This is a genomic window from Jeotgalibaca caeni (genome assembly GCF_028863945.1).
Taxonomy (GTDB): domain Bacteria; phylum Bacillota; class Bacilli; order Lactobacillales; family Aerococcaceae; genus Jeotgalibaca; species Jeotgalibaca caeni.
In genome coordinates this window covers 37,916-56,812 of record NZ_JARBEA010000011.1, presented here as the reverse complement: position 1 = coordinate 56,812, position 18,897 = coordinate 37,916, and the positions used below count along the sequence as shown (strand labels likewise).

At 41.3% G+C, this 18,897-nt stretch carries 14 protein-coding genes; 4 read left to right on the top strand and 10 right to left on the bottom strand.

Annotation, left to right across the window (positions count from 1 at the left end):
• Positions 1–96: 96 nt before the first annotated feature.
• From PVE40_RS03995 to PVE40_RS03970, 6 genes are all read right to left on the bottom strand, one after another.
• Positions 97–1,005, bottom strand: a complete 909-nt coding sequence (locus PVE40_RS03995; RefSeq protein WP_274730597.1) for a 3'-5' exoribonuclease YhaM family protein — start codon at positions 1,003–1,005, stop codon at positions 97–99.
• A gap of 68 nt (positions 1,006–1,073) precedes the next feature.
• Positions 1,074–3,881: an ATP-binding protein gene (locus PVE40_RS03990; protein ID WP_274730595.1), complete on the bottom strand. Its 2,808-nt coding sequence runs from the start codon at positions 3,879–3,881 to the stop codon at positions 1,074–1,076.
• A 1-nt stretch (position 3,882) separates the two neighbouring features.
• Positions 3,883–5,130: a metallophosphoesterase family protein gene (locus PVE40_RS03985; protein ID WP_274730593.1), complete on the bottom strand. Its 1,248-nt coding sequence runs from the start codon at positions 5,128–5,130 to the stop codon at positions 3,883–3,885.
• A gap of 145 nt (positions 5,131–5,275) precedes the next feature.
• Complete coding sequence (locus tag PVE40_RS03980) at positions 5,276–5,635, bottom strand: YlbF/YmcA family competence regulator (protein WP_274730591.1); 360 nt, start codon at positions 5,633–5,635, stop codon at positions 5,276–5,278.
• A 376-nt stretch (positions 5,636–6,011) separates the two neighbouring features.
• Positions 6,012–6,359 carry a glycine cleavage system H family protein gene (locus PVE40_RS03975; protein WP_274730589.1) on the bottom strand — a complete coding sequence of 116 codons (348 nt, stop codon included), beginning with the start codon at positions 6,357–6,359 and terminating at the stop codon, positions 6,012–6,014.
• Positions 6,360–6,430: 71 nt separating this feature from the next.
• Positions 6,431–8,506: a PBP1A family penicillin-binding protein gene (locus PVE40_RS03970; RefSeq protein WP_274730587.1), complete on the bottom strand. Its 2,076-nt coding sequence runs from the start codon at positions 8,504–8,506 to the stop codon at positions 6,431–6,433.
• A gap of 433 nt (positions 8,507–8,939) precedes the next feature.
• Here PVE40_RS03970 and PVE40_RS03965 point away from each other — a divergent pair, with 433 nt between their 5' ends.
• Positions 8,940–10,280: a hemolysin family protein gene (locus tag PVE40_RS03965; protein WP_274730586.1), complete on the top strand. Its 1,341-nt coding sequence runs from the start codon at positions 8,940–8,942 to the stop codon at positions 10,278–10,280.
• Between the two features lie 53 nt (positions 10,281–10,333).
• Here PVE40_RS03965 and PVE40_RS03960 read toward each other — a convergent pair whose 3' ends face one another.
• Positions 10,334–11,179: an aldo/keto reductase gene (locus PVE40_RS03960; protein WP_274730585.1), complete on the bottom strand. Its 846-nt coding sequence runs from the start codon at positions 11,177–11,179 to the stop codon at positions 10,334–10,336.
• Between the two features lie 20 nt (positions 11,180–11,199).
• A complete protein-coding gene (locus PVE40_RS03955; protein ID WP_274730584.1) occupies positions 11,200–12,729 on the bottom strand; it encodes a phosphohexomutase domain-containing protein in 1,530 nt (509 codons plus the stop codon).
• 164 nt (positions 12,730–12,893) lie between these two features.
• On the opposite strand from PVE40_RS03955, the gene PVE40_RS03950 reads away from it, so the two are divergent.
• The 3 genes from PVE40_RS03950 to PVE40_RS03940 are packed head-to-tail and all read left to right on the top strand — an operon-like array spanning position 12,894 to position 17,084.
• Positions 12,894–13,847, top strand: a complete 954-nt coding sequence (locus PVE40_RS03950; protein ID WP_274730583.1) for an AAA family ATPase — start codon at positions 12,894–12,896, stop codon at positions 13,845–13,847.
• A gap of 4 nt (positions 13,848–13,851) precedes the next feature.
• A complete protein-coding gene (locus PVE40_RS03945; protein ID WP_274730582.1) occupies positions 13,852–14,889 on the top strand; it encodes a DUF58 domain-containing protein in 1,038 nt (345 codons plus the stop codon).
• A complete protein-coding gene (locus PVE40_RS03940) occupies positions 14,889–17,084 on the top strand; it encodes a transglutaminase-like domain-containing protein (RefSeq protein ID WP_274730581.1) in 2,196 nt (731 codons plus the stop codon). The genes PVE40_RS03945 and PVE40_RS03940 overlap by 1 nt, the downstream gene beginning before the upstream one ends.
• 51 nt (positions 17,085–17,135) lie before the next feature.
• On the opposite strand, the gene PVE40_RS03935 is transcribed toward PVE40_RS03940, so the two are convergent.
• Both PVE40_RS03935 and trmL read right to left on the bottom strand, forming a co-directional pair.
• A complete protein-coding gene (locus PVE40_RS03935) occupies positions 17,136–18,356 on the bottom strand; it encodes an arginine deiminase (protein ID WP_274730580.1) in 1,221 nt (406 codons plus the stop codon).
• A 15-nt stretch (positions 18,357–18,371) separates the two neighbouring features.
• The gene (trmL, locus tag PVE40_RS03930; RefSeq protein ID WP_274730579.1) at positions 18,372–18,881 is read right to left on the bottom strand and encodes a tRNA (uridine(34)/cytosine(34)/5-carboxymethylaminomethyluridine(34)-2'-O)-methyltransferase TrmL; all 510 of its coding nucleotides are present in this window, start codon (positions 18,879–18,881) and stop codon (positions 18,372–18,374) included.
• Positions 18,882–18,897 lie beyond the last annotated feature (16 nt).

The window sequence follows — 18,897 nt, the reverse complement described above, 5'->3', positions numbered from 1 at the left end:
CAATCCCCTCTGGAATACAGAGGATTAGCAGCCTAAGAAGGTGTTTTATGTTTGTCTCAAATCAGTATGTCAGTCTATTGGTAGAGAGGTGTTTTTTTATTCTGGTAATTTTTGGTGATTCGGTTTGTAGAACGTACGATTGTCGAGACCAAAAATCCGCTCGCTGAAGGTTCCTTCTGTAGTCCGTTGCAGAGCTGTATCGATCATATTAATCGATGCATCTAAATTATCGAGATGGTGAATAATCTCCGCTTCCAACAAATGAGGAACCACTGGGGAACCAAATTCCATTTTCCCATGATGAGCGAGGATGACATGTTTCAAGAGAATCACATCTTCCGTATCATCACTGATTTTCAACGCTTCACACGCCTTGGTAATTTCCTCATCCAGCAAAACGATATGGCCAATCAAGTTTCCTTTTAGCGTATACTCGGTTGACAAGCTTCCGGATAATTCTACCGTTTTCCCAATATCATGTAGAATGACTCCCCCATATAATAAGGATGTATTCACACTTGGATAGTTTTCTGCAACGGTTTTTGCCATTCGTAAAATAGAAATTGTATGATAGCTCAATCCACCTGGAAAAGCATGGTGGTGGCGTTTCGCAGCTGGAAAGTCAAAGAAAGCTTTGTGATACTTGTTCAGGATGAAACGTACAATTCGATTGATTGGAGCGCTCGTAATTTGGAAAAGGGTCTGGTTGATTTCATCAACCATCTCTTCCGTGCGCATAGGAGCTCGTTCCATGAATTGTTCTGGAGAAACGGGTTCTCCTTCCCGCGCGGTACGCATTTTGGTAATTCGTAATTGCGGGTTGTTTTGATACATTTCACGCTTCCCGCTAACCATTACCACCGTTCCAGCTAAGAACCGCTCGATGTCTTCCTCTTTCGCATCCCAAAACTTCCCATCAATTTGTCCACTCTTGTCTTGGAAAGTAAAGGCAATAAAAGGTTTATTATTTTTTGCTTTTCGTACGTCAGCTGATTTGATTAACATAAAAATTTCAAACGGTTCATCCAGATTATACTCGTATATTTTTTTAGCCACGTTTCTGCCCCTCTCTATTATCTCGTTTCTTCTAGGACCCGCACTTGACTGTCGGCGAACATCCCTTGAACAGTATGGTCAAACGTAAAGAAGAAGACTTGTACTGTTTCACTCAGTTCCTTCATCAATTCATACATCAACTTCTTGCGCTTCGGATCAAAGTTTACAAAACCATCATCTATCAAAATGGGTAAATTAGCAATATCTGCCGTGTTTTTAATGAACGAAAATCGCATAGAAATATACAACTGTTCAACTGTACCTTTGGATAATTCGTATGGTTGGTATACAATTCCATTTTGATGCTGTACTTTTATTCCTGACTTTTGGAATACGATCCGGGTATATACACCATCTGTCAGACGCTTAAAGTATTCGGTCATATCCGATAAAATATACGGCAGACGATCTTCCTTCCCATAACGCAACGTATCCTCCAGCCATTCAGCAGCAATCACCTTTTTCCCCCAACTGATCATTAAATCTCTGAGTTCAGTTTCGGCCATGGCATATTCTTGGAGCAAGGTACTATAGGTGCCCCCTTCTTCCAAAAGATGAATGTCATGCTGCAAGGAAATTTCTTTTTTCTGCCAATCTTTTATTTGCTGTGAGAGTTCTACTATCTTTTGTTGGTTTCGTTGTAGCTTCTTCGTTGCCTTCTCTTTATCAGCATATTTGGCTAGAATCGTCTCTTTGCCTGCTAGCTGCTCTGCTAAGAAATCTCTCCGCCGTTTTTGCTCGGTTTGTTCTTCTTTGGCATGCAAAAGTTCATAAAATTCTGCTTCTGTTTCTACATTAGCATTTTTTAACAAGTTTTGGCGCTTCTCTGTATTGGTTTGAAGCCGTTCATGAACGTCTTTTAACTGCTCCTTCAATTCTTTGACTTTATCGTTTGTGTTGTTAGCCATACTTTCTTCCAGCACAACCGATTGGTGCAATTCATTAAACTGATGAAGGAAGTTTTCTGTATCCAGATGTTCTAAATCAAAATGGCTGCGAATAAAGCGAGCCTTTTCTTCCCAAGATGCAACTGCATCTTCAATTTTTTCGATTTCCGTGGCAGTTTCGGTTCGTTTCTCTGCTAGATTTGCTAAGGCAAGAGCGGGTTGATCTTGCAATACGCGATCGATGGAAAAATACGGTGGATAGTTCATGGCTTCCAACCACTGCGCTTGCTTTTCTTTTTCTTGTTCCATCTGCGTCTCGAGTCCCTCTTGTTGGTTCAGAATTTGAATGAGACGTTCTTGTGCTGTCTCTTCCTCTTTCTTCCACTCTCTTACCCGTTCTCGCAGCGTTGCTTGTTGGATATAGCTGTCCATCGAAAACGAATCTGCAGGTTCATCGGCAATCACTGGTTTCTTCTTATTCAAGAGATAAATCATCACTCCGAGTAAACCTGCTGCCACAATGGCGAGATAGAGACGCCACTCCGGCAACAGTATTAGCGAAAGGAGTGCAACAACGAGCAGTACACCTACGATTCCTACAGGCATTTTCCTATTCAAGGCTGCCTCTTCTTTTACCGGTTGCTTGGCTAGTTGTTCCCACTTCTTAAATTGTTGCTCCGGAACCAGTTTCTCTTCTTCTGCTTGAATTCGCATCTCTAAATCATCTACGTTTTTCTCACAATCCCGCAGAGTTTGATGCAGCCGCTCAAGTTGCTCTGTCAATTGACGTTCCGCTGTCACTAATTCCCGAGCCGCCTGTTCTTCTTGTTCATCTAGAATAGGTAAGGTTTCCCGGTCTTCAATTCTATAATTGCGTTTGAAAAGAAAAATTGCGATTTCTTCTTGTTTCAACTGTTGTTCCAAGAACTGTTGTCGATTCATCTGTGTGGTAATAGAGGCCACTTCATGCTGGACCGCATTCCATTCTTTTTTGGTTGCTTGATACCACTCTGCATGGGAATAGTCTTCGGCTATTTTTTGCTCTGTTTTCATTTGTTGCTGCAGGCTCGTTTGCAATAAGAGGTCCTCTGCAATTTTCCCTTGCAGTCTTTCCCACTGGTTCTGCGCATCCTTTGGAAGAATAGAAGTATCTACTCTTTCGATATTCTGGCTTAAACGATTCCATTCTTGGTAATAATCATTCAGGCGAATGGCCTCACTCAAATCTCTGTTGTCTGTTTCCATCTTTTGCAGATGGGTATGGGCTTGCATGATTTGATCTTGCAGAGCAGTCGCATCTAACAATAATTGCTCGTATTGCGCATTCTTTTGCTTTGCTTTTTGTAATTTCACCGCTAATTCTTCTGTATCTTTAATTTTTTTATTTAGTGGTGGAATGGTCCCTGTTGGTTTGAATTCTTTTTGAGCGTCTTTGCGGTATTGGTCAGAGAGCTGTAAAATCTTCTCGCTGCCACTCGTTCCAACCCCTAATAAGTAACGATTTAAGTCATCTTTTTTCACCTTATTCAATTCCAGCAAGCGGTCAATCTTAAAGGTATAGAGCAACTCGTACGTCTCACCATCCACCCCTAATAAATAAGAAGCCAAATGATCGATTACTTCTTGTTGCCCGTTTGAATACGTAAGAGTCGCTTTTCCTCGGTTCCGTTCCTTCAAGCGCTCAATAATTACCTCACCAAACCGTGTTCCGCTTAGAAACAACCGGCCACCATACGTTTCTCCTTGTTTAGGAACATACGTATTGAAGTCTTTTTTACGAGTAGAGGGGAAGCCAAAGAACAGCGTGTGAATGAAGGAAGAGAGTGTACTCTTTCCGGCTTCATTGTTTCCTAAGAAAATCTGCATTGCCTCCAGATGAGAAAATTCTTTATGCAGCCACTTTCCGTAACCGTATATCTCGATTTTTTCAATCTTCAACCTACTCTTCCCCTTCTTCAAAAGCAATGTCTTCCATTAACTGGTTTTCTGCTGCTTGCATAATTTCTTCTCTAAACGCTTCTTCTTCAATTAATTTACTGAATTTAGTGCGAATGGTTTGATGCTTATACAAATCTTGGAGTACAGCCTTGAATCTTTCTTCCTGCATGAAGTCTTGTCTGCTGCGTTCGAAGCTTTGTTGCATTTTCTCATCATATTTGAAGAGTAGTCGTTCTTTTTGAGCTACGAGACTTAACCGATACATGTATACGAGCGGTTGTTTCTCTGTTTGATTTAGCCCCTCTAATAGATCCCCGTCTTCGATGCGGGTAATCACATCTGAAGAGAGTCCTTGATATTGAGTTAACTGAAGAGACAGCAATACATCTCGCTCTCCTTCAGCCGCTTCCTCCATTGCCTCTAGGATGCTGCCATATAGTCCTTCCAAACTAGTAATTCCATTCAAATCGAGGGTTCGTTCTCGCCAAATAATCGGAGCTGTCTCGAAATATTCAACCTTACTTGTCATTCCTTTCTGCAAGGTGACCAAGTATGCTCCCTTTCCCTCTCCTTCATTAGGATTTCTTCCCTGGATATTACCTGGATAAATGACAGGTGGCGCTGAATGGAGAACGGCACGTTTATGGATATGCCCCAGTGCCCAGTAATCGTATTGCCGTGTCAGCAAGTCTTCCAGTGTAAAAGGTGCATAAACCCCTTCACGAGCTCCAGACCCTTCCATATATCCATGCAACATTCCCAAATGGAAATCTACTTCTTTATAACGAGATGGGTACTGCTCAATCATTCGTTCCCTTACCCACCTTGTTGGATAACTGAACCCAGTAAGGGCTACCTTCTCATTGGAGGTCGAGATGAATTCCTTTGTTTCCGGCTCTACGCCAAAAATATGCACATTTTTTGGCATTTGTATGCGCAGCGTTTCAGTTTCGCGTCCCATAAAGTCGTGATTTCCGTGCAGTAGATAGACTGGGATCGACACTTCTTCCAGCCGTTTCATTTCTTTGCGGAAAAAGGCCTGTGCCTTCACACTTTGGTTCTCTTCATCGTAAATATCCCCACTGATTAGGAGAAAATCAACTTCACTTTCAATTGCAACGGAAACAATTCGATGAAATGAGTCAAAAGTAGAATGATAAATGGATTCAAAGAGTACCGGATGCACCTGCTTCAGTCCCTTGAATGGGCTGTCTATATGCAAATCCGCTGTATGAATAAAACGAATCACCCAAATGCCCCCTTTCGTATGAAACACAAAAAAGCTTTGCCTCCCCTGAAAAACTGGTCCATATCCAGCCACCAGCAACTCGCTGAGAAAATGGACAGTATAACCAGCTTTGTAACAGCAACAGACAAAGCACTTTTATTTCATTTTATTCTTGAGTTGGATTGTTCCCTGCATACATTTCTTGTAGTGGCTTGATGATGATTTTGTTGATGTCTTCAATAACTACGCTGAGTTGTTGCTCTGCGCTCATCATTTGTTGGATCAATTCGTCTTGTGAAGCACGACCTGCTACTTCTTGTGCATGAGCAATATCCTCATCAGAGATTTCTTGACCGCTCATTTGTTTCATTTGAAGTTCTTGTTGCAAGCCAGAAAATTCACTAAAAAGTTGAGAAGCTTCTTCGTTTTCTTGGATTTTTTGGTATGCCTCTGTTAACGTAATAAAAGCAGGTTGCTCACGCAATGCTTTCTCTAAGTCATAAGCAATATCATAAATGTTTTTCATGTCTTCATTCCTTTGCTGTTTTCTTCTCTTATCATACCATTTATAGATTTGTATTACCAGAAATAAAACGAAAGTACGTTCGTTTTATTTCTAAAAAAAATAGCTGTCGTAATGGGTTTTTCGCATTTTCCAGCTTTGTTACCTTGAAGAAAGTCACTATTGGCGCGACGTCAATTTTCTGTTGCGATAGAGCGAGAAAAAGTTGCGCTATCGCAACGTAAAAACCGTTAGCGTTGTGATAGGGCGCGAATAGTCTCTCCTATCGCAACGGAACGAGTCCTTTCGTTGCGATAGGATGAAAAGCGGGAAAGCTATCGCAACGATTATCAATAAAAAGGAAAGAGGTTGGAACTTTTGTCCCAACCTCGCTATTTGCTTATTCAGCTAAACCAGATTCATCATTCAAGGCATGGTACTCTGCTTCGTTCACATCTGTTAGAACTGCAATCCAATTTTTGGTCGCTTCAGGACTGTTCAAATACTCTGGGTTGTCTTCTAATTCCATATTGTAACGAACAACGTTCCCTGCTAGTGGGGCTGGAAGACTAGATACTGCTTTTGCAGCTTCAACCGATAATAAAACCGACTCTGTTGTTAGTGCTTCTTCTGTTGCTAAGCTAACAAATCCTACTTCCCCTAAATCATCTTGTCCTTTTTCAGACAAGCCAATGGTATATTCGTTTCCCTCTTTGGAAATCCAAAATCCTGTATCTGTAAATTTCATTCTTATTAACTCCCGTCTGTTCAATATTTATCTCTACTAAGGTACCAAACGATGCAGTACTTTTCAAATCATCAGTTGAATAATCCATTCGCCCAGTCGAAGAATTCAATCGCCTTTTCTTCCACCTTATAACCAAATTCTGTTACCTCGTCAACAATACCATTGATGCGGTCCGACCAATCAACAGCGTTGCCTTCGCCGTCTGCTTCTCCGGCGCTAGCAATTGTAAATTCAGTTTGCGGGCTCACGCTGAGCAAGTTGCCCATTTCAGCACTAAATAGATTATAAAACATCATGCCAATATCGCTGACATTATATGCTTCATCCGATTCATCGAAACCAATCCAAGTTGCGACACTGACGTCTGGTGTATAAGCAATCATCCACTTCGTCCGGTCGTATTTGCCATTTTCTCCTACTGCTTCTGAAGTTCCTGTTTTCCCAGCTACAAGCATTCCATTATATGGGTGAGCTCCATATCCAGTTCCACCTGGTGCGTAAACTTCCATCAGCATACTCGTCATATCTTTCGCTACTTCTTCTGACACAATCCGTTTTGTCTTTGGTTTTGTATTATCGACAATGACTGCGCCAGTTGAATCTACAATTTTCGTAATAAAACGTGGTTCAGCTTGAACACCGCGATTAGCAAAGGTTGCGTAAGCACTCGCCATTTGTAAAGGAGAGACGCCATCCATATCGCCTAACGCAATGTCCCCTAGTTCTCGGTCTTCTTCGCGTACTGGAATACCGAATTCTTCTAACTGCTTAATCCCTTTTTCAATCCCTAACTTATCTAGTAAATAGGCAGCTGTTGTATTTTTACTTTCTGCAATGGCTTGATACATCGGGATTTCTCCATACATACTATATTGATCGTAGTTTGTCATTTGATATTCGGTTGGTCCGTACGTCAACGTGTCATCATCTAAAACCATCGAGTCTGGTTCATAACCTTCTTCTAGAGCAGGCGTGTAAACTGCCAGTGGTTTAATCGTCGAAGCTGGCGGCAAGCTTGCTTGAGTCGCACGATTGAACCCACGGAACATATGCTCTCCGCGGCCTCCTACAATAGCAAGTACATCCCCCGTTGACGGCTCGATCGCAACGGACGCACTCTGAAGCAAGGTGCCATCTGCTGCATCTGCAAAATACGCAGTCTCATACGTGTAATCCATTTGTTGCTGATACTGTTGATCTAATCCTGTATAAATCTGATACCCTTTATTTAAGATATCTTCTTCATCTAGCTCATACACATTGATTGCTTCTTCAATTACTGCATCAAAGTAGTATGGATAGTTGTAGCTGCTGTTAGAAGCATAGGTATCATTCAAATAAATATCTTCGGAAATAGCAGCATCTGCTGTCGATTGGTCAATGAATCCATTATCTGCCATCAGTTGAAGAATTAAATCACGTCGGCCTATACTTTCTTCATATTCATCAATCGGATTGTAGTAACTTGGTGCTTTTAGGATGGCAGCCAAGACAGCACCTTCTGCCAGCGTAACTTCAGAGGCAGACTTCCCAAAATATTTTTGGGAGGCATCTTCTACTCCCCACACTCCATTACCAAAATAGGAATTATTCAAATACATTTCTAAAATTTCATCTTTTTCATATTGTTTCTCAATTTCAAAAGCAAGGAATAATTCTTTCGCTTTCCTTACCAATGTCTGATCCAATGTCAGATACGCATTTTTTGCCAACTGTTGGGTTAAGGTTGATCCCCCTCCAACAATATTCCCGCGGTTTATGATGTACCCCAAGGCAGCCCGTCCGATTCCGATTGGATCGACTCCTTTATGTGTATAGAAACGTTTATCTTCTGTAGAAACAACAGCTTCTTGAATATTCGTTGAAATCTCATCAATGGTGACAAAGGTTCCTTTTTGGGAATAAAATTCCCCTGCTTCTTCGCCGTACCGATCGTAAATGACAGTAGTTTGCTGCAAACCAGTTTTCAAGTTTTCTACATCTGCTGTTTTGGCCAAGTAAACCAAGTAGCTGCTCGTAATGAAAACAGTAATTAATCCCAGCAAAATAATAAGTTTATTGATTCGATACTTACGCCAAAAGTTTCTTAGATTGATTCGCAGACGTTGAAACCATCTTTGAAGTTTTACTTTTATATCTTCTTTCATCGCATTCACCTTTCATCTTTCCAACCATCCCAATTTATTGCAGTATAACAAATGTAATTTTCTATGATAACCAACTAAAGTCCTATTTCATCCTCTACTAGTATACGGCAAACGCAAGAAAAATGAGTTAAATATTTCTAAGGATTGCAAAACATTGAAATTAATTTATAATTTTATCATAAGCTCATTTCAGTTAGCGCTTTTTTAGGCTGCAAATGAAGTTAATGAGACACACAATGAAAAGGTTGGTGATTCCATTGGGACAGAGTATCTCAGACGGCAGTTCTCAGTAGACCAAAAGACTAATCCATACAGGAATTCTTTTGGTCGCTTCCAATCTTCTTTTGAAAAAAACCAAAAGCTTCCCTGTGTAGATTCCATCAAGGAATAACCATCATAGGAGGTGAAGCTCATTTTCGAATGAGCAATTAAAATGAGTATTTCAGCAGGTTTACTATTATTTTTTGTTATTTTATTAATCGCATCTTTTTTCGTAATGTCTGAATATGTGTTAGTCCGGATTCGCCCTTCCAGACTTGATTTTTTAGTGGAAAACGGCGACCAAAAAGCAAAAGTATTAAAAAATATGACCGTCAAATTAGACAGCTATTTGTCGGCAACACAACTAGGTGTAACCATCACGTCCCTTGCGCTTGGTTGGTTAGGGGATCCTACCTTCAAGCGGCTGTTTGATGATTTATTTGCTAATTTTAACATTCCGGATCAAGTTGCGACTATCTTGTCGTTTATTGTTTCCTTTACGATTTTGACAGCGATTCAAGTTATTATTGGGGAATTAGTGCCGAAGAATATTGCAATCACGAAAACGGAACAACTAGGACTTCGCATTGCTCGTCCGCTCCAAATTTGGTACCGTGTGATGTACCCGCTTATTTTTGTTTTGAACCGGACGGCGAATGGCATTTCAAAAGCACTGGGCTTTACAACTTATTCTGAATCGGATGACTTTGTCTCTGAAGAGGAATTGCGCCTCATCATGAGCGAAAGTTTGAAGAGCGGTGAAATTAATCATGAAGAATATCAATTTGTTGAAAATGTCTTTAATTTCGATGAACGCATGGCTCGTGAAATCATGGTGCCGCGCCGAGAAATGGCAGTTGTCTGGGCAGATGACACGTTAGAAGAAATTGCTCGCATTGTGCAAAAAGAAAAGTATACCCGCTATCCTGTCGTTGAGGATGACAAGGACAATGTACTGGGTATTATTAATACCAAAGAAATTTTTGCGGCGTATATCGAAGCCATCCAAAATCAAACAACCGACCAATTCCATGTACAAGACTACTTACGACCAATCATCACGGTCATTGAAACATTGCCGATTAAAGACTTATTGGTGAAGATGCAAAAGGAACGGAACCAGTTAGCCATTTTAATTGATGAGTACGGTGGAACAAGCGGACTTGTCTCCATGGAAGATATTATTGAAGAAATTGTAGGAGATATTTCGGATGATTATGAGACGGAAGAGCCGGCTGACTTTATCAAATTGGGACCCAACCACTTCCGCATTCGGGCTCGGATGTTAATTGATGACGTCAACGAAGTCTTTGGCCTGAACATTGAAGAAGAGAATGTCGATACCATCGGCGGTTGGATTTTGAATGAAAAATATGATATCAAAGTAGGACAAGACGTTCACTTTGAAAATACGTTATTCAAAGTGATTCAAAAAGAAAAAAATTCAATTGAAATCATTGATGTTTTTATTCAAGATTCTAAAAACAACGAAACAGAAAACGATGAAACATAATCAATAAAATAGCCGCTTAAGAGTCTCCAGTTAGAGATTCCTAAGCGGTTTTCTTATCCCTTAGATGTTCGTTCGATAAATTCGTGATCGTTTGGAATGCGTCCGAATCTTGTTTCCATATTGATGGTAGCTATTTCTTGCATATCTTCTTCAGTCAGAGTAAAGTCAGTAATCGCAAAATTTTCAGAAATACGTCCGGGATGTACCGATTTTGGAATAATCACCGTGCCTCTTTCTACGTGCCAGCGCAAGACAATTTGCGCTGTAGTTTTTTGATATTTGTCAGCGATGCTTTGGAGAACAGGATGCAGCAATAAGTCGGTTTTCCCTTGGCTGAGAGGCCCCCATGCTTCATGAACAATTCCTTCGTTTTGCATATACTCCCGCAATTCATCTTGAGGGAAGTACGGGTGCGTTTCTACTTGATTAATCATCGGCTTGATGGTAGCATATTCTTTCATACTTTCCAAATGATCAATGGTAAAATTCGAAACGCCGATCGCTTTGATTTTCCCTGCTTCGTATAACTCCTCCATCGCCAGCCAACTACCCTTTACATCTAAGCCATACCAATGAATCAAGTACAAATCCAAATAGTCTGTGCCCAGCTTAGCCAATGTTTCTTCTAATGCGAGCTTTGTTTTTTCATATCCCTGCATATTGTTCCATAACTTAGAAGTAATGAATAGTTGTTCTCGGATTAGGCCGCTCTCTTTCAAAGCAGTGCCTAAAACTTCTTCATTTCCATAAATAGCTGCTGTATCAAAATGGCGATACCCGGTATAAACGGCATGCTTTACTGCCCAGCTCGTTTCATCTGGATCTTCCATTAAGAATACCCCTAGCCCAATTTGTGGGATTTCCACTCCGTTTGGTAAAACAATGGTTGGTACTGCCATCTTTGCATCTCCTTTATGGGTTATTTTTTGATAATATTCTCATGATCCAATTCTTTTTGTTCCAAGAAGAACGGAAGCAATTCCTCCACTAATGAAGTAATTTTATTTTGGTAGTCATTTTCAATCGTCCAAACCAACAATGGTTCGTGCAAGCTCATCCGTACGATAAACCACCCTTCACCGTATGGTCCGTTAAAGTTGCAACGTACCCCTTCCAAATGGTCAGTAACCAGGGATAAATGTTCTTTCCCAGCCAAGTATTGTTTGAAGCGCTCGATGATTTGATGTCCATTCTCAAAAATGGGTTCTTCGATAATCACAAATCGGTATTCTATTGTTTCAGCTGGCTGACCAAGAGAAGCAATCAAGTCGCCAATCGTTTTCCCTTCAGTAAGAAGCATGGCATCTGCCATTAGAATTTTTGCTATTAGATACGCTCCGTCGTCCAAGAAGTAATTCTCTTTCAAGGCAGCATGCCCACTTGTTTCGATTGCAAGGACCGCATGAACGCCTGCTTTGTTTTGTTCGATTGCCCGATTAATCACATTTCGGTAACCGGTCAAGTAACGGTCTTGCTTCCCGCCTAACGCTTCGATAAACGTCTCCAGGTGCTGTGAAGTCGCAGAATTAGTAACAATCGTTGCACCTTGTTCTTCTTCTAAGAGAATTGCTGAAATCAGTGCAATCAAATTATTACGATTGAAGGATTGTCCTGTGTGGTCAACTAATGCAGAACGATCCACGTCCGTATCAAAAATAATTCCTAAATCTGCTTGATGGTCCAGAACAGCTTGCTTCAAACTCTTCATTGCTTCTTTGTTGTCCGGGTTCGGTTCATGATTCGGAAATTGACCATCTGGATCCAAAAATTGGCTACCGGTTGTGTCAGCACCGAGCGGTTGTAGGACTTGTTCGACGAAAAAGCCGCCTGCACCATTACCTGCATCCACAATGATATGCCGTCCTGTGAGCGGTTTTTCTGGATTCACACTGTTTGAAATTCCCTTGCGAATTTTCTCGACTAAGTCAGCTGCGTACACGCTTAACAAATCTTGGCGGGTAATCATTGCTATGGATTCCATATGGCGAACTTCTACCTCTGTCGCAAGTTCTAAAATCCGTTCAATATCTTCATGTTCTGCTCCGCCAGCAGCAGTGAAGAACTTCAAGCCATTGTATTCATAAGGTAGATGACTTGCTGTAATCATGATGGAACCATCTACTTGAAATTCTGGATAAACGGTTGCCATAAACATCGCAGGAGTGGTAGCCAAACCACAATCAATGATTTCTACCGATGCTTGTTCCATTCCTTTTATGAGGGCCTGTTTTAATGCATCTCCTGACAGGCGGCTATCTTGACCGATGGCGATTTTTATTGTTTTATTTTCTTTAGAGGTTCCTTTTTCCCTTAACCATGTTAAAAAAGCAGAGCCGATTTTGGTAACACGTTCTTCTGTTAAGGTTACCTCATTTTGTGGCATTGCAATCGCAATGCCTCGAATATCTGATCCATTTTGTAATGCGTAAAAAGGTGACTCAACTGTCATTTCTTCAACCCTTTCTCATCAAATAATAATTCTATTATAACCTTTTTCTGAAACGATTCCATGATTTAATTTATGCGCTTAAAAAGGCTATTCTATGCACTTTTTTATAAATTTAAGAATATTAACGGTATAATAACACTATCAAGCCAATAAGGAGGAGCCTTATGCCACTGACACAGGAAGAACTTCGAGCGGTTGAACAAATACACCGTCTTTTTCGTACGGTTGGACAAATTATCATAGGAAAAGAAGAAGTCACAAAGTTAACCCTTACAGCTATGTTAGCCGGTGGACATGTTTTATTTGAAGACATTCCAGGTGTAGGGAAAACACTATTAGTAAAAACAATCGCAAAATGTTTAGGCGCCGACTTCTCAAGAATTCAGTTTACTCCAGACCTTGTTCCGAGTGACATCGTTGGATTCTCTATGCCGCGTTCCGGTCAAGACAACTTTGTCTTTCGAAAAGGCCCTATCTTTTCTTCGATTGTCCTAGCAGATGAGATTAATCGGACCTCTCCTCGTACGCAAGCCGCAATGCTGGAAGCTATGGCGGAGCAACAAGTTACGAGTGACGGCATTACGTATCAATTGCCCCAGCCGTTTTTTGTGCTGGCTACCCAGAATCCAATTGAATACGAAGGTACTTATCCACTTCCGGAAGCACAGTTAGACCGTTTCCTGATGCAGCTCTCGCTCGGTTATCCGAATCAAAAACAAGAAGTTGAAATGTTGGCTGCTCCAAACCAGATGATGGCTCTGCAAGATTTAGAACCTATTTTGCCGCTGGAATCTTTTTTACAATTGAAGGCAAGTGTACCCCGCATCCATATCGAAGAATCCTTACTTCAGTATGTAGTTGATTTAGGGAATCTGACTCGTTCTTCTGCCCATATTCGTTTGGGAATCAGTCCTCGCGGAAATCAATTTTGTGTAATAGCAGCCAAAGCTTATGCATTACTCGATGGACGTAGCTACGTTATCCCGGATGACATCAAAGCGGTGCTTCCTGCCGTGTATCGCCATCGTATTCTATTTTATGACTCCTACTCTTCCCAACAAACGGATGAAGCCATTCAAGCGTTACTGAAACGCGTGTCACCCCCAATAAGGAGGTAAACGAATGAAAAGAATTTGGATTCGGAAAATTGCTAATCGTATAACAGTGACTTTATTTTGCTTTACCCTTTTTCTCTATACGATGGCATTTCCCGGAAATACTTCTTGGTTTATCCTCCTCTTTTTCTCTTTGCTTTTACTAGTCGCATTTCTCACTACCCTTCTTTCATTTGGAAAAGCGGAAGTAAACCTCCGCAATCAACTTGATTACAAAAAAGAATTCATCCTCCAAGCTCGGACCCGGTTCTACTTGCCTATTTTGATTCCTGAAATAACAGCGCGGGTTACATTGAAGGATATGCAACTGGAAGAAAAACTCTTTCCTCTCTTTCGTAATCAGTTGACGATTCATCTCCATAACTTACAACTGCCTAGAGGACGCTACTCTCTCGTTCGTCTTGAAACATGGGGCAGAGACTATTTTGGTTTTTTTACACATTACTCCTCGAAAAAGATTCCCGTTGCTTTTGATATTTATCCCGAACCCTTTGCCCCCAAAGATCGCCATACTTATATAAATAAAATTCTTGGCAATCCTTACTTGAAACGCTATATAAAGTCGAATGCAGCAGAATTCCGCCAAATTAGGGAATATATTCCGCAAGATGCCATGAAACACGTGGATTGGAAGAGTAGTTCCCGTAAAAATAAATTGATGGTAAAGGAATATGAAAAAGAGATTCAGCCTACCATTACGCTTCTCTTTATGGGCGGGACTTCTCCTTCGTTTGAGGTCCTCTTGCGTCTTACCTATTCCTTATTCGTTGGTTTGCGCGATCAGTTTCAAGTTCGCTTTGTTTTAATTGGTTCTTTTGAAGGTACGTTTGGTCAACAAGATGTTTTAGAAGCTTTCTTGACCATTGAACCTACCCGAGACGAAGAAAAACTTCTGCATGCATGGCAACATACAAAGGTAACCGGTGGATTCACGATCGGCATTGCTGAAAGCTCCCTCATCGAGCGCATGAAGCAAGCCCGTACGGAACCGATTATTGCCTTTTCAGAGCTTGATATTATCCAGAGGGAGGTGAGTAATCCCTAATGAAAAGCCGTAAAAGCTTTTGGATTACCTTTAGTCAGAAAATCATTTTAGCGGTTGTTAATTTTTATCTCTTCCATCCCATTATTCAATTGTTTATCCCTTTAAATCAATTCGAACAAGCTCGTCCTTTCGAATGGTTCGCAGTTTTAACTTCCCTTCTTGCGGTATTGGTTCCCCTTTGGTTTTTGTGGCTTCCGCTCCAACTCGCCCTTCTTATCTATGCCTACCAAGCATATTTCCCTATTGAAGCGAGAGGGATCGACTGGATTACAACGCAGTATGAGCATTTGTCGCGAGCGATTGGACAATTTTTCCAAGGAGATCTGGCAATATTTCCTACAAATATTGCATTAATCTTCGTCTTCATCCTTTTTTCCTTTGCTACTTATTTTCTTATCAACAAGAAGAGACCGACTCTTATCGTCTTGACCTGTATCGTATATTTAATGATTCTGCATACCTTTACCCAATATGATTTCTTTCCTTATGTCGTTCGAGTGATTGGGTTAAGTGCACTGCTGCTCGGGATTTCCCAAGTTTCGGTTCATAATGGGTGGAAGCAAGCTCTTCTTTCTTTTTCAGTTGTGACCTCTGCCGGCTACCTTTTTACCCAAGGCGCACTATGGGCAACAGAAAATTTAGTCCCACAACAGCAATGGGTGGAGAACCGCTCCCGCAACTATCAACAACGATTGGAAATGATGGGTGTGTTTGATTTTATCGATTATTACACGTCCGGAGGCGGCTTACGGCGAATGGGGTATGGAGAAAATGATGCACAGCTCGGTGGACCCGTGCAACAAAACTTCGACCCCGTCTTTCGAGCCTACGATGATTCGCCCCATTATTGGCGGATTTCTACCAAAGAATATTATACACGCCAAGGTTGGGAGAGGGTATTTGAAGACTTCTCCACTATCATCGAGTATGCGTTCACACCTATTGAAGCCGAAGAACGTGTCACGATTCAGGTTGATCGAGTTGAAGAGTTCGACTACTTTCCTTATACCTATCAGATGCTTGATTTGCAGATTGAAGAAGGGGATTTCAACTTGTTAGCCCCCAGCATGCAACTGCAATATCAAGGTGGAGATGCTCCTGACTCTTATGAAGTAACAGTTGCTGACCAAGACCTTGATTTTTCTTTATTAAGTGAACTTACTTATACGAATCGAGAACTGGATTCAGTGAATCAATACTTACAGCTCCCTGATAACATCCCTGATCGTGTTTGGGAGTTAGCTGCAGAACTTACAGACGGGATGACTCTCCCTTATGAAAAAGTACGAGCCATTGAGAACTATTTACGCTCCGAAAGCGGCTTGCGCTATAGTTTGAGAGAAGCTTCCCACCTTCCGCCAGATGCAGAATATGTGGACCATTTCTTATTTGAATCACGCGTGGGCTACTGTGATAACTTCTCTACCGCCATGGTTGTTCTATCAAGAATGGCTGGAGTCCCTACACGCTGGGCCAAAGGTTTCAATGGAGGCACGCAACAAACCGATGAAAATGGGGAAATTTTCTATGAAATACTGAATGCGAATGCACACTCTTGGCCAGAAGTTTACTTCCCAGAATACGGATGGATTCCTTTTGAGCCTACTCCGGCCTTCAATCAGCCGTTAACAGATGAAATCATCAATAACCAAGGCGTTTCTCCAACCGATCCCATTGACTTGCCGGAGGAGCAAGTTGCTGAAGAAGAACCAGAACCAATGACAGCGGAAGATGCTGCTGAAGAACAAACAGAAACAGAAGATGCAGCGGAACAAAATGAAATAGAAGAAACCGTTGTGGAAGAATCTACATGGTCTCGACTCGCTGCCTTCTTCCTCATCGTTGTGACCTTTGTCGTTTATCTCTATCGTCGAAAACTCTATCCTTACTTGATTGAATTCCTTATCCAGCTGCCGTTCCTGACGGTTCGACAGAAATCTACATGGATACTGAGTCTCTACCAGTTGGATCAACCAAAGAAAAAGGACGAAACCCTTCGTCAATATTTCTTAGAAGTTGCGAAAAAAGCACCTCTTCATCAATCGTCCATCCTTCAGTTTATTCAGCTTCAAGAAGAAATGATGTATGCTCCAAGTGAAGAAACGCTGGACTCTACACACGCACAGAGCATAATGCGCTCGATGATTCCGGTGTACCGTGACCTCCAGTATGCAAAACAGAAATCCAGTTTCTAAAAAATCCCCCACCCGTTCGCATGTGCAGACAGGTGGGGGATTTTTATATGATTAGTTCATTCTCTTACGTGAAATCGGCATACTCATACAACGTGGGCCGCCTCTTCCACGTGATAATTCACTAGAGGGGATTTCTAAAACTTCTATCCCGTTCTCTCGTAATAACGCATTGGTTACCGCATTACGGTTGTAAGTCACTACTTTCCCTGGCGCAATTGCAAGCGTATTGGAACCGTCATTCCATTGTTCACGCGGTCCATCAATCTCATGTCCACCGCCGCACGGAATAATAATGATTTCCTTTTCGCCTAACGCTTCTTTGAGCGATTCAGCCAGATCAGTCTGCACGGATACCTGTAACTCGTTCACTCCTGGTTCGATGACATGAATCTTCATGTTCCCATCCAAATCAAAAATACCGGCATGAAGCGTGAAGACATTATGACTAATCATCGTAAATACGGTGTCAAGATGCATCATGGCACGGACATTCGGAATCTCAATCGCAAGAACTTTTTCAAATTGCGAATTTCGTGAAAATAGTTTCTGGGCAATGGCCTTCGCACCAGCCAAACTCGTCCGCTGTGACACACCGATGGCAACGACTTTATCACTTAAGACAATGATGTCGCCGCCTTCTGTATTGAAATCTTCTTCATACCGATTAACTAGAATTTCTTCATCCGTTAAGCGGAATTTAGGATGCTTCTTCATGATCAATTCTACGAACAATGTTTCTCGGCTGCGAGCTTCATACATCATATTATTGATACTCACCTTATTACCAATAACCGAAGCAACATCTCTGGTGAAGTACATATTGGGCATTGGATTCATCAAAAAAAGCGGATAGCCATCTTGCTCATGATCTGGAATAAAATCCACTTCAGAACGGTTGACTCCGGCAATCATTTTTTGAATCATCTGCGACGCATCCATGTCTAAGAAGTACTCTCTCAAATGATGCTTCAGTTTTACACTGTCTAAGTTGGACTCTTCTAGCATCTTTTCAACAAAAGCTGACTTGTCATCTAGAGCCTTGTAAGCTTCTATCGCCAGTTCATCCAAATAAAGCACTTCTACACCGTTCTCTTCTAACACTTGCACAAAGGCTTCGTGTTCTTCTTGCATAGCAGGTAAATACGGAATATCGTCAAAAAGTAATTCTTCAATCATATCCGGAATCAAATAATTGATTTCTTCTCCTGGACGTTTTAACATCACTGTTTCGAGCGGCTCAATCTCTGAAAAAACATTTAGTTGGTATCCCATACGTCACCTCGACTATTATTTTTTAAGTTTATCGTCCTCATATACATGGCTTCGTTCCAACTGCGGGAAGCCTTGTTGTCTCAATGCTTCATACACGATCATACAAGCTGTATTGGATAAATTCAAAGAACGAACATGCTCATCGTTCATTGGAATTCGCAGACAGTTCTCTTTTTGCTCCTGCATAAAACTCTCTGGCAAGCCAGTTGTTTCCTTACCGAAGATGAAGAAAATGTCTTCATCCACGGTATAGTCCACATCTGAATACGTTTTTTCTGCAAATTTGGTAATTAAATACAGCTTGCGTTCCCCGACAAATTCCATGAAAGCTGCTAAATCTTTATGGTAGTGAATATTTACATCGTGCCAGTAATCAAGACCAGCACGTTTTAATTGCTTATCATCGGTTGAGAATCCAAGCGGCTCAATTAAATGAAGCGGTGAATTGGTCGCTGCACAAGTCCGCGCGATATTTCCTGTGTTAGCTGGAATTTGTGGTTCAAATAATACAATATGATTCGTCATGAATACGTTTCTCCTT

Coding starts and splice junctions, on each gene's coding strand:
- PVE40_RS03995 (WP_274730597.1), bottom strand. CDS start 1,005: ATGTTAATCAAATCAGCTGACGTACGAAAAGCAAAAAATAATAAACCT.
- PVE40_RS03980 (WP_274730591.1), bottom strand. CDS start 5,635: ATGAAAAACATTTATGATATTGCTTATGACTTAGAGAAAGCATTGCGT.
- PVE40_RS03975 (WP_274730589.1), bottom strand. CDS start 6,359: ATGAAATTTACAGATACAGGATTTTGGATTTCCAAAGAGGGAAACGAA.
- PVE40_RS03970 (WP_274730587.1), bottom strand. CDS start 8,506: ATGAAAGAAGATATAAAAGTAAAACTTCAAAGATGGTTTCAACGTCTG.
- PVE40_RS03965 (WP_274730586.1), top strand. CDS start 8,940: ATGAGTATTTCAGCAGGTTTACTATTATTTTTTGTTATTTTATTAATC.
- PVE40_RS03960 (WP_274730585.1), bottom strand. CDS start 11,179: ATGGCAGTACCAACCATTGTTTTACCAAACGGAGTGGAAATCCCACAA.
- PVE40_RS03955 (WP_274730584.1), bottom strand. CDS start 12,729: ATGACAGTTGAGTCACCTTTTTACGCATTACAAAATGGATCAGATATT.
- PVE40_RS03950 (WP_274730583.1), top strand. CDS start 12,894: ATGCCACTGACACAGGAAGAACTTCGAGCGGTTGAACAAATACACCGT.
- PVE40_RS03945 (WP_274730582.1), top strand. CDS start 13,852: ATGAAAAGAATTTGGATTCGGAAAATTGCTAATCGTATAACAGTGACT.
- PVE40_RS03940 (WP_274730581.1), top strand. CDS start 14,889: ATGAAAAGCCGTAAAAGCTTTTGGATTACCTTTAGTCAGAAAATCATT.
- PVE40_RS03935 (WP_274730580.1), bottom strand. CDS start 18,356: ATGGGATACCAACTAAATGTTTTTTCAGAGATTGAGCCGCTCGAAACA.
- trmL (WP_274730579.1), bottom strand. CDS start 18,881: ATGACGAATCATATTGTATTATTTGAACCACAAATTCCAGCTAACACA.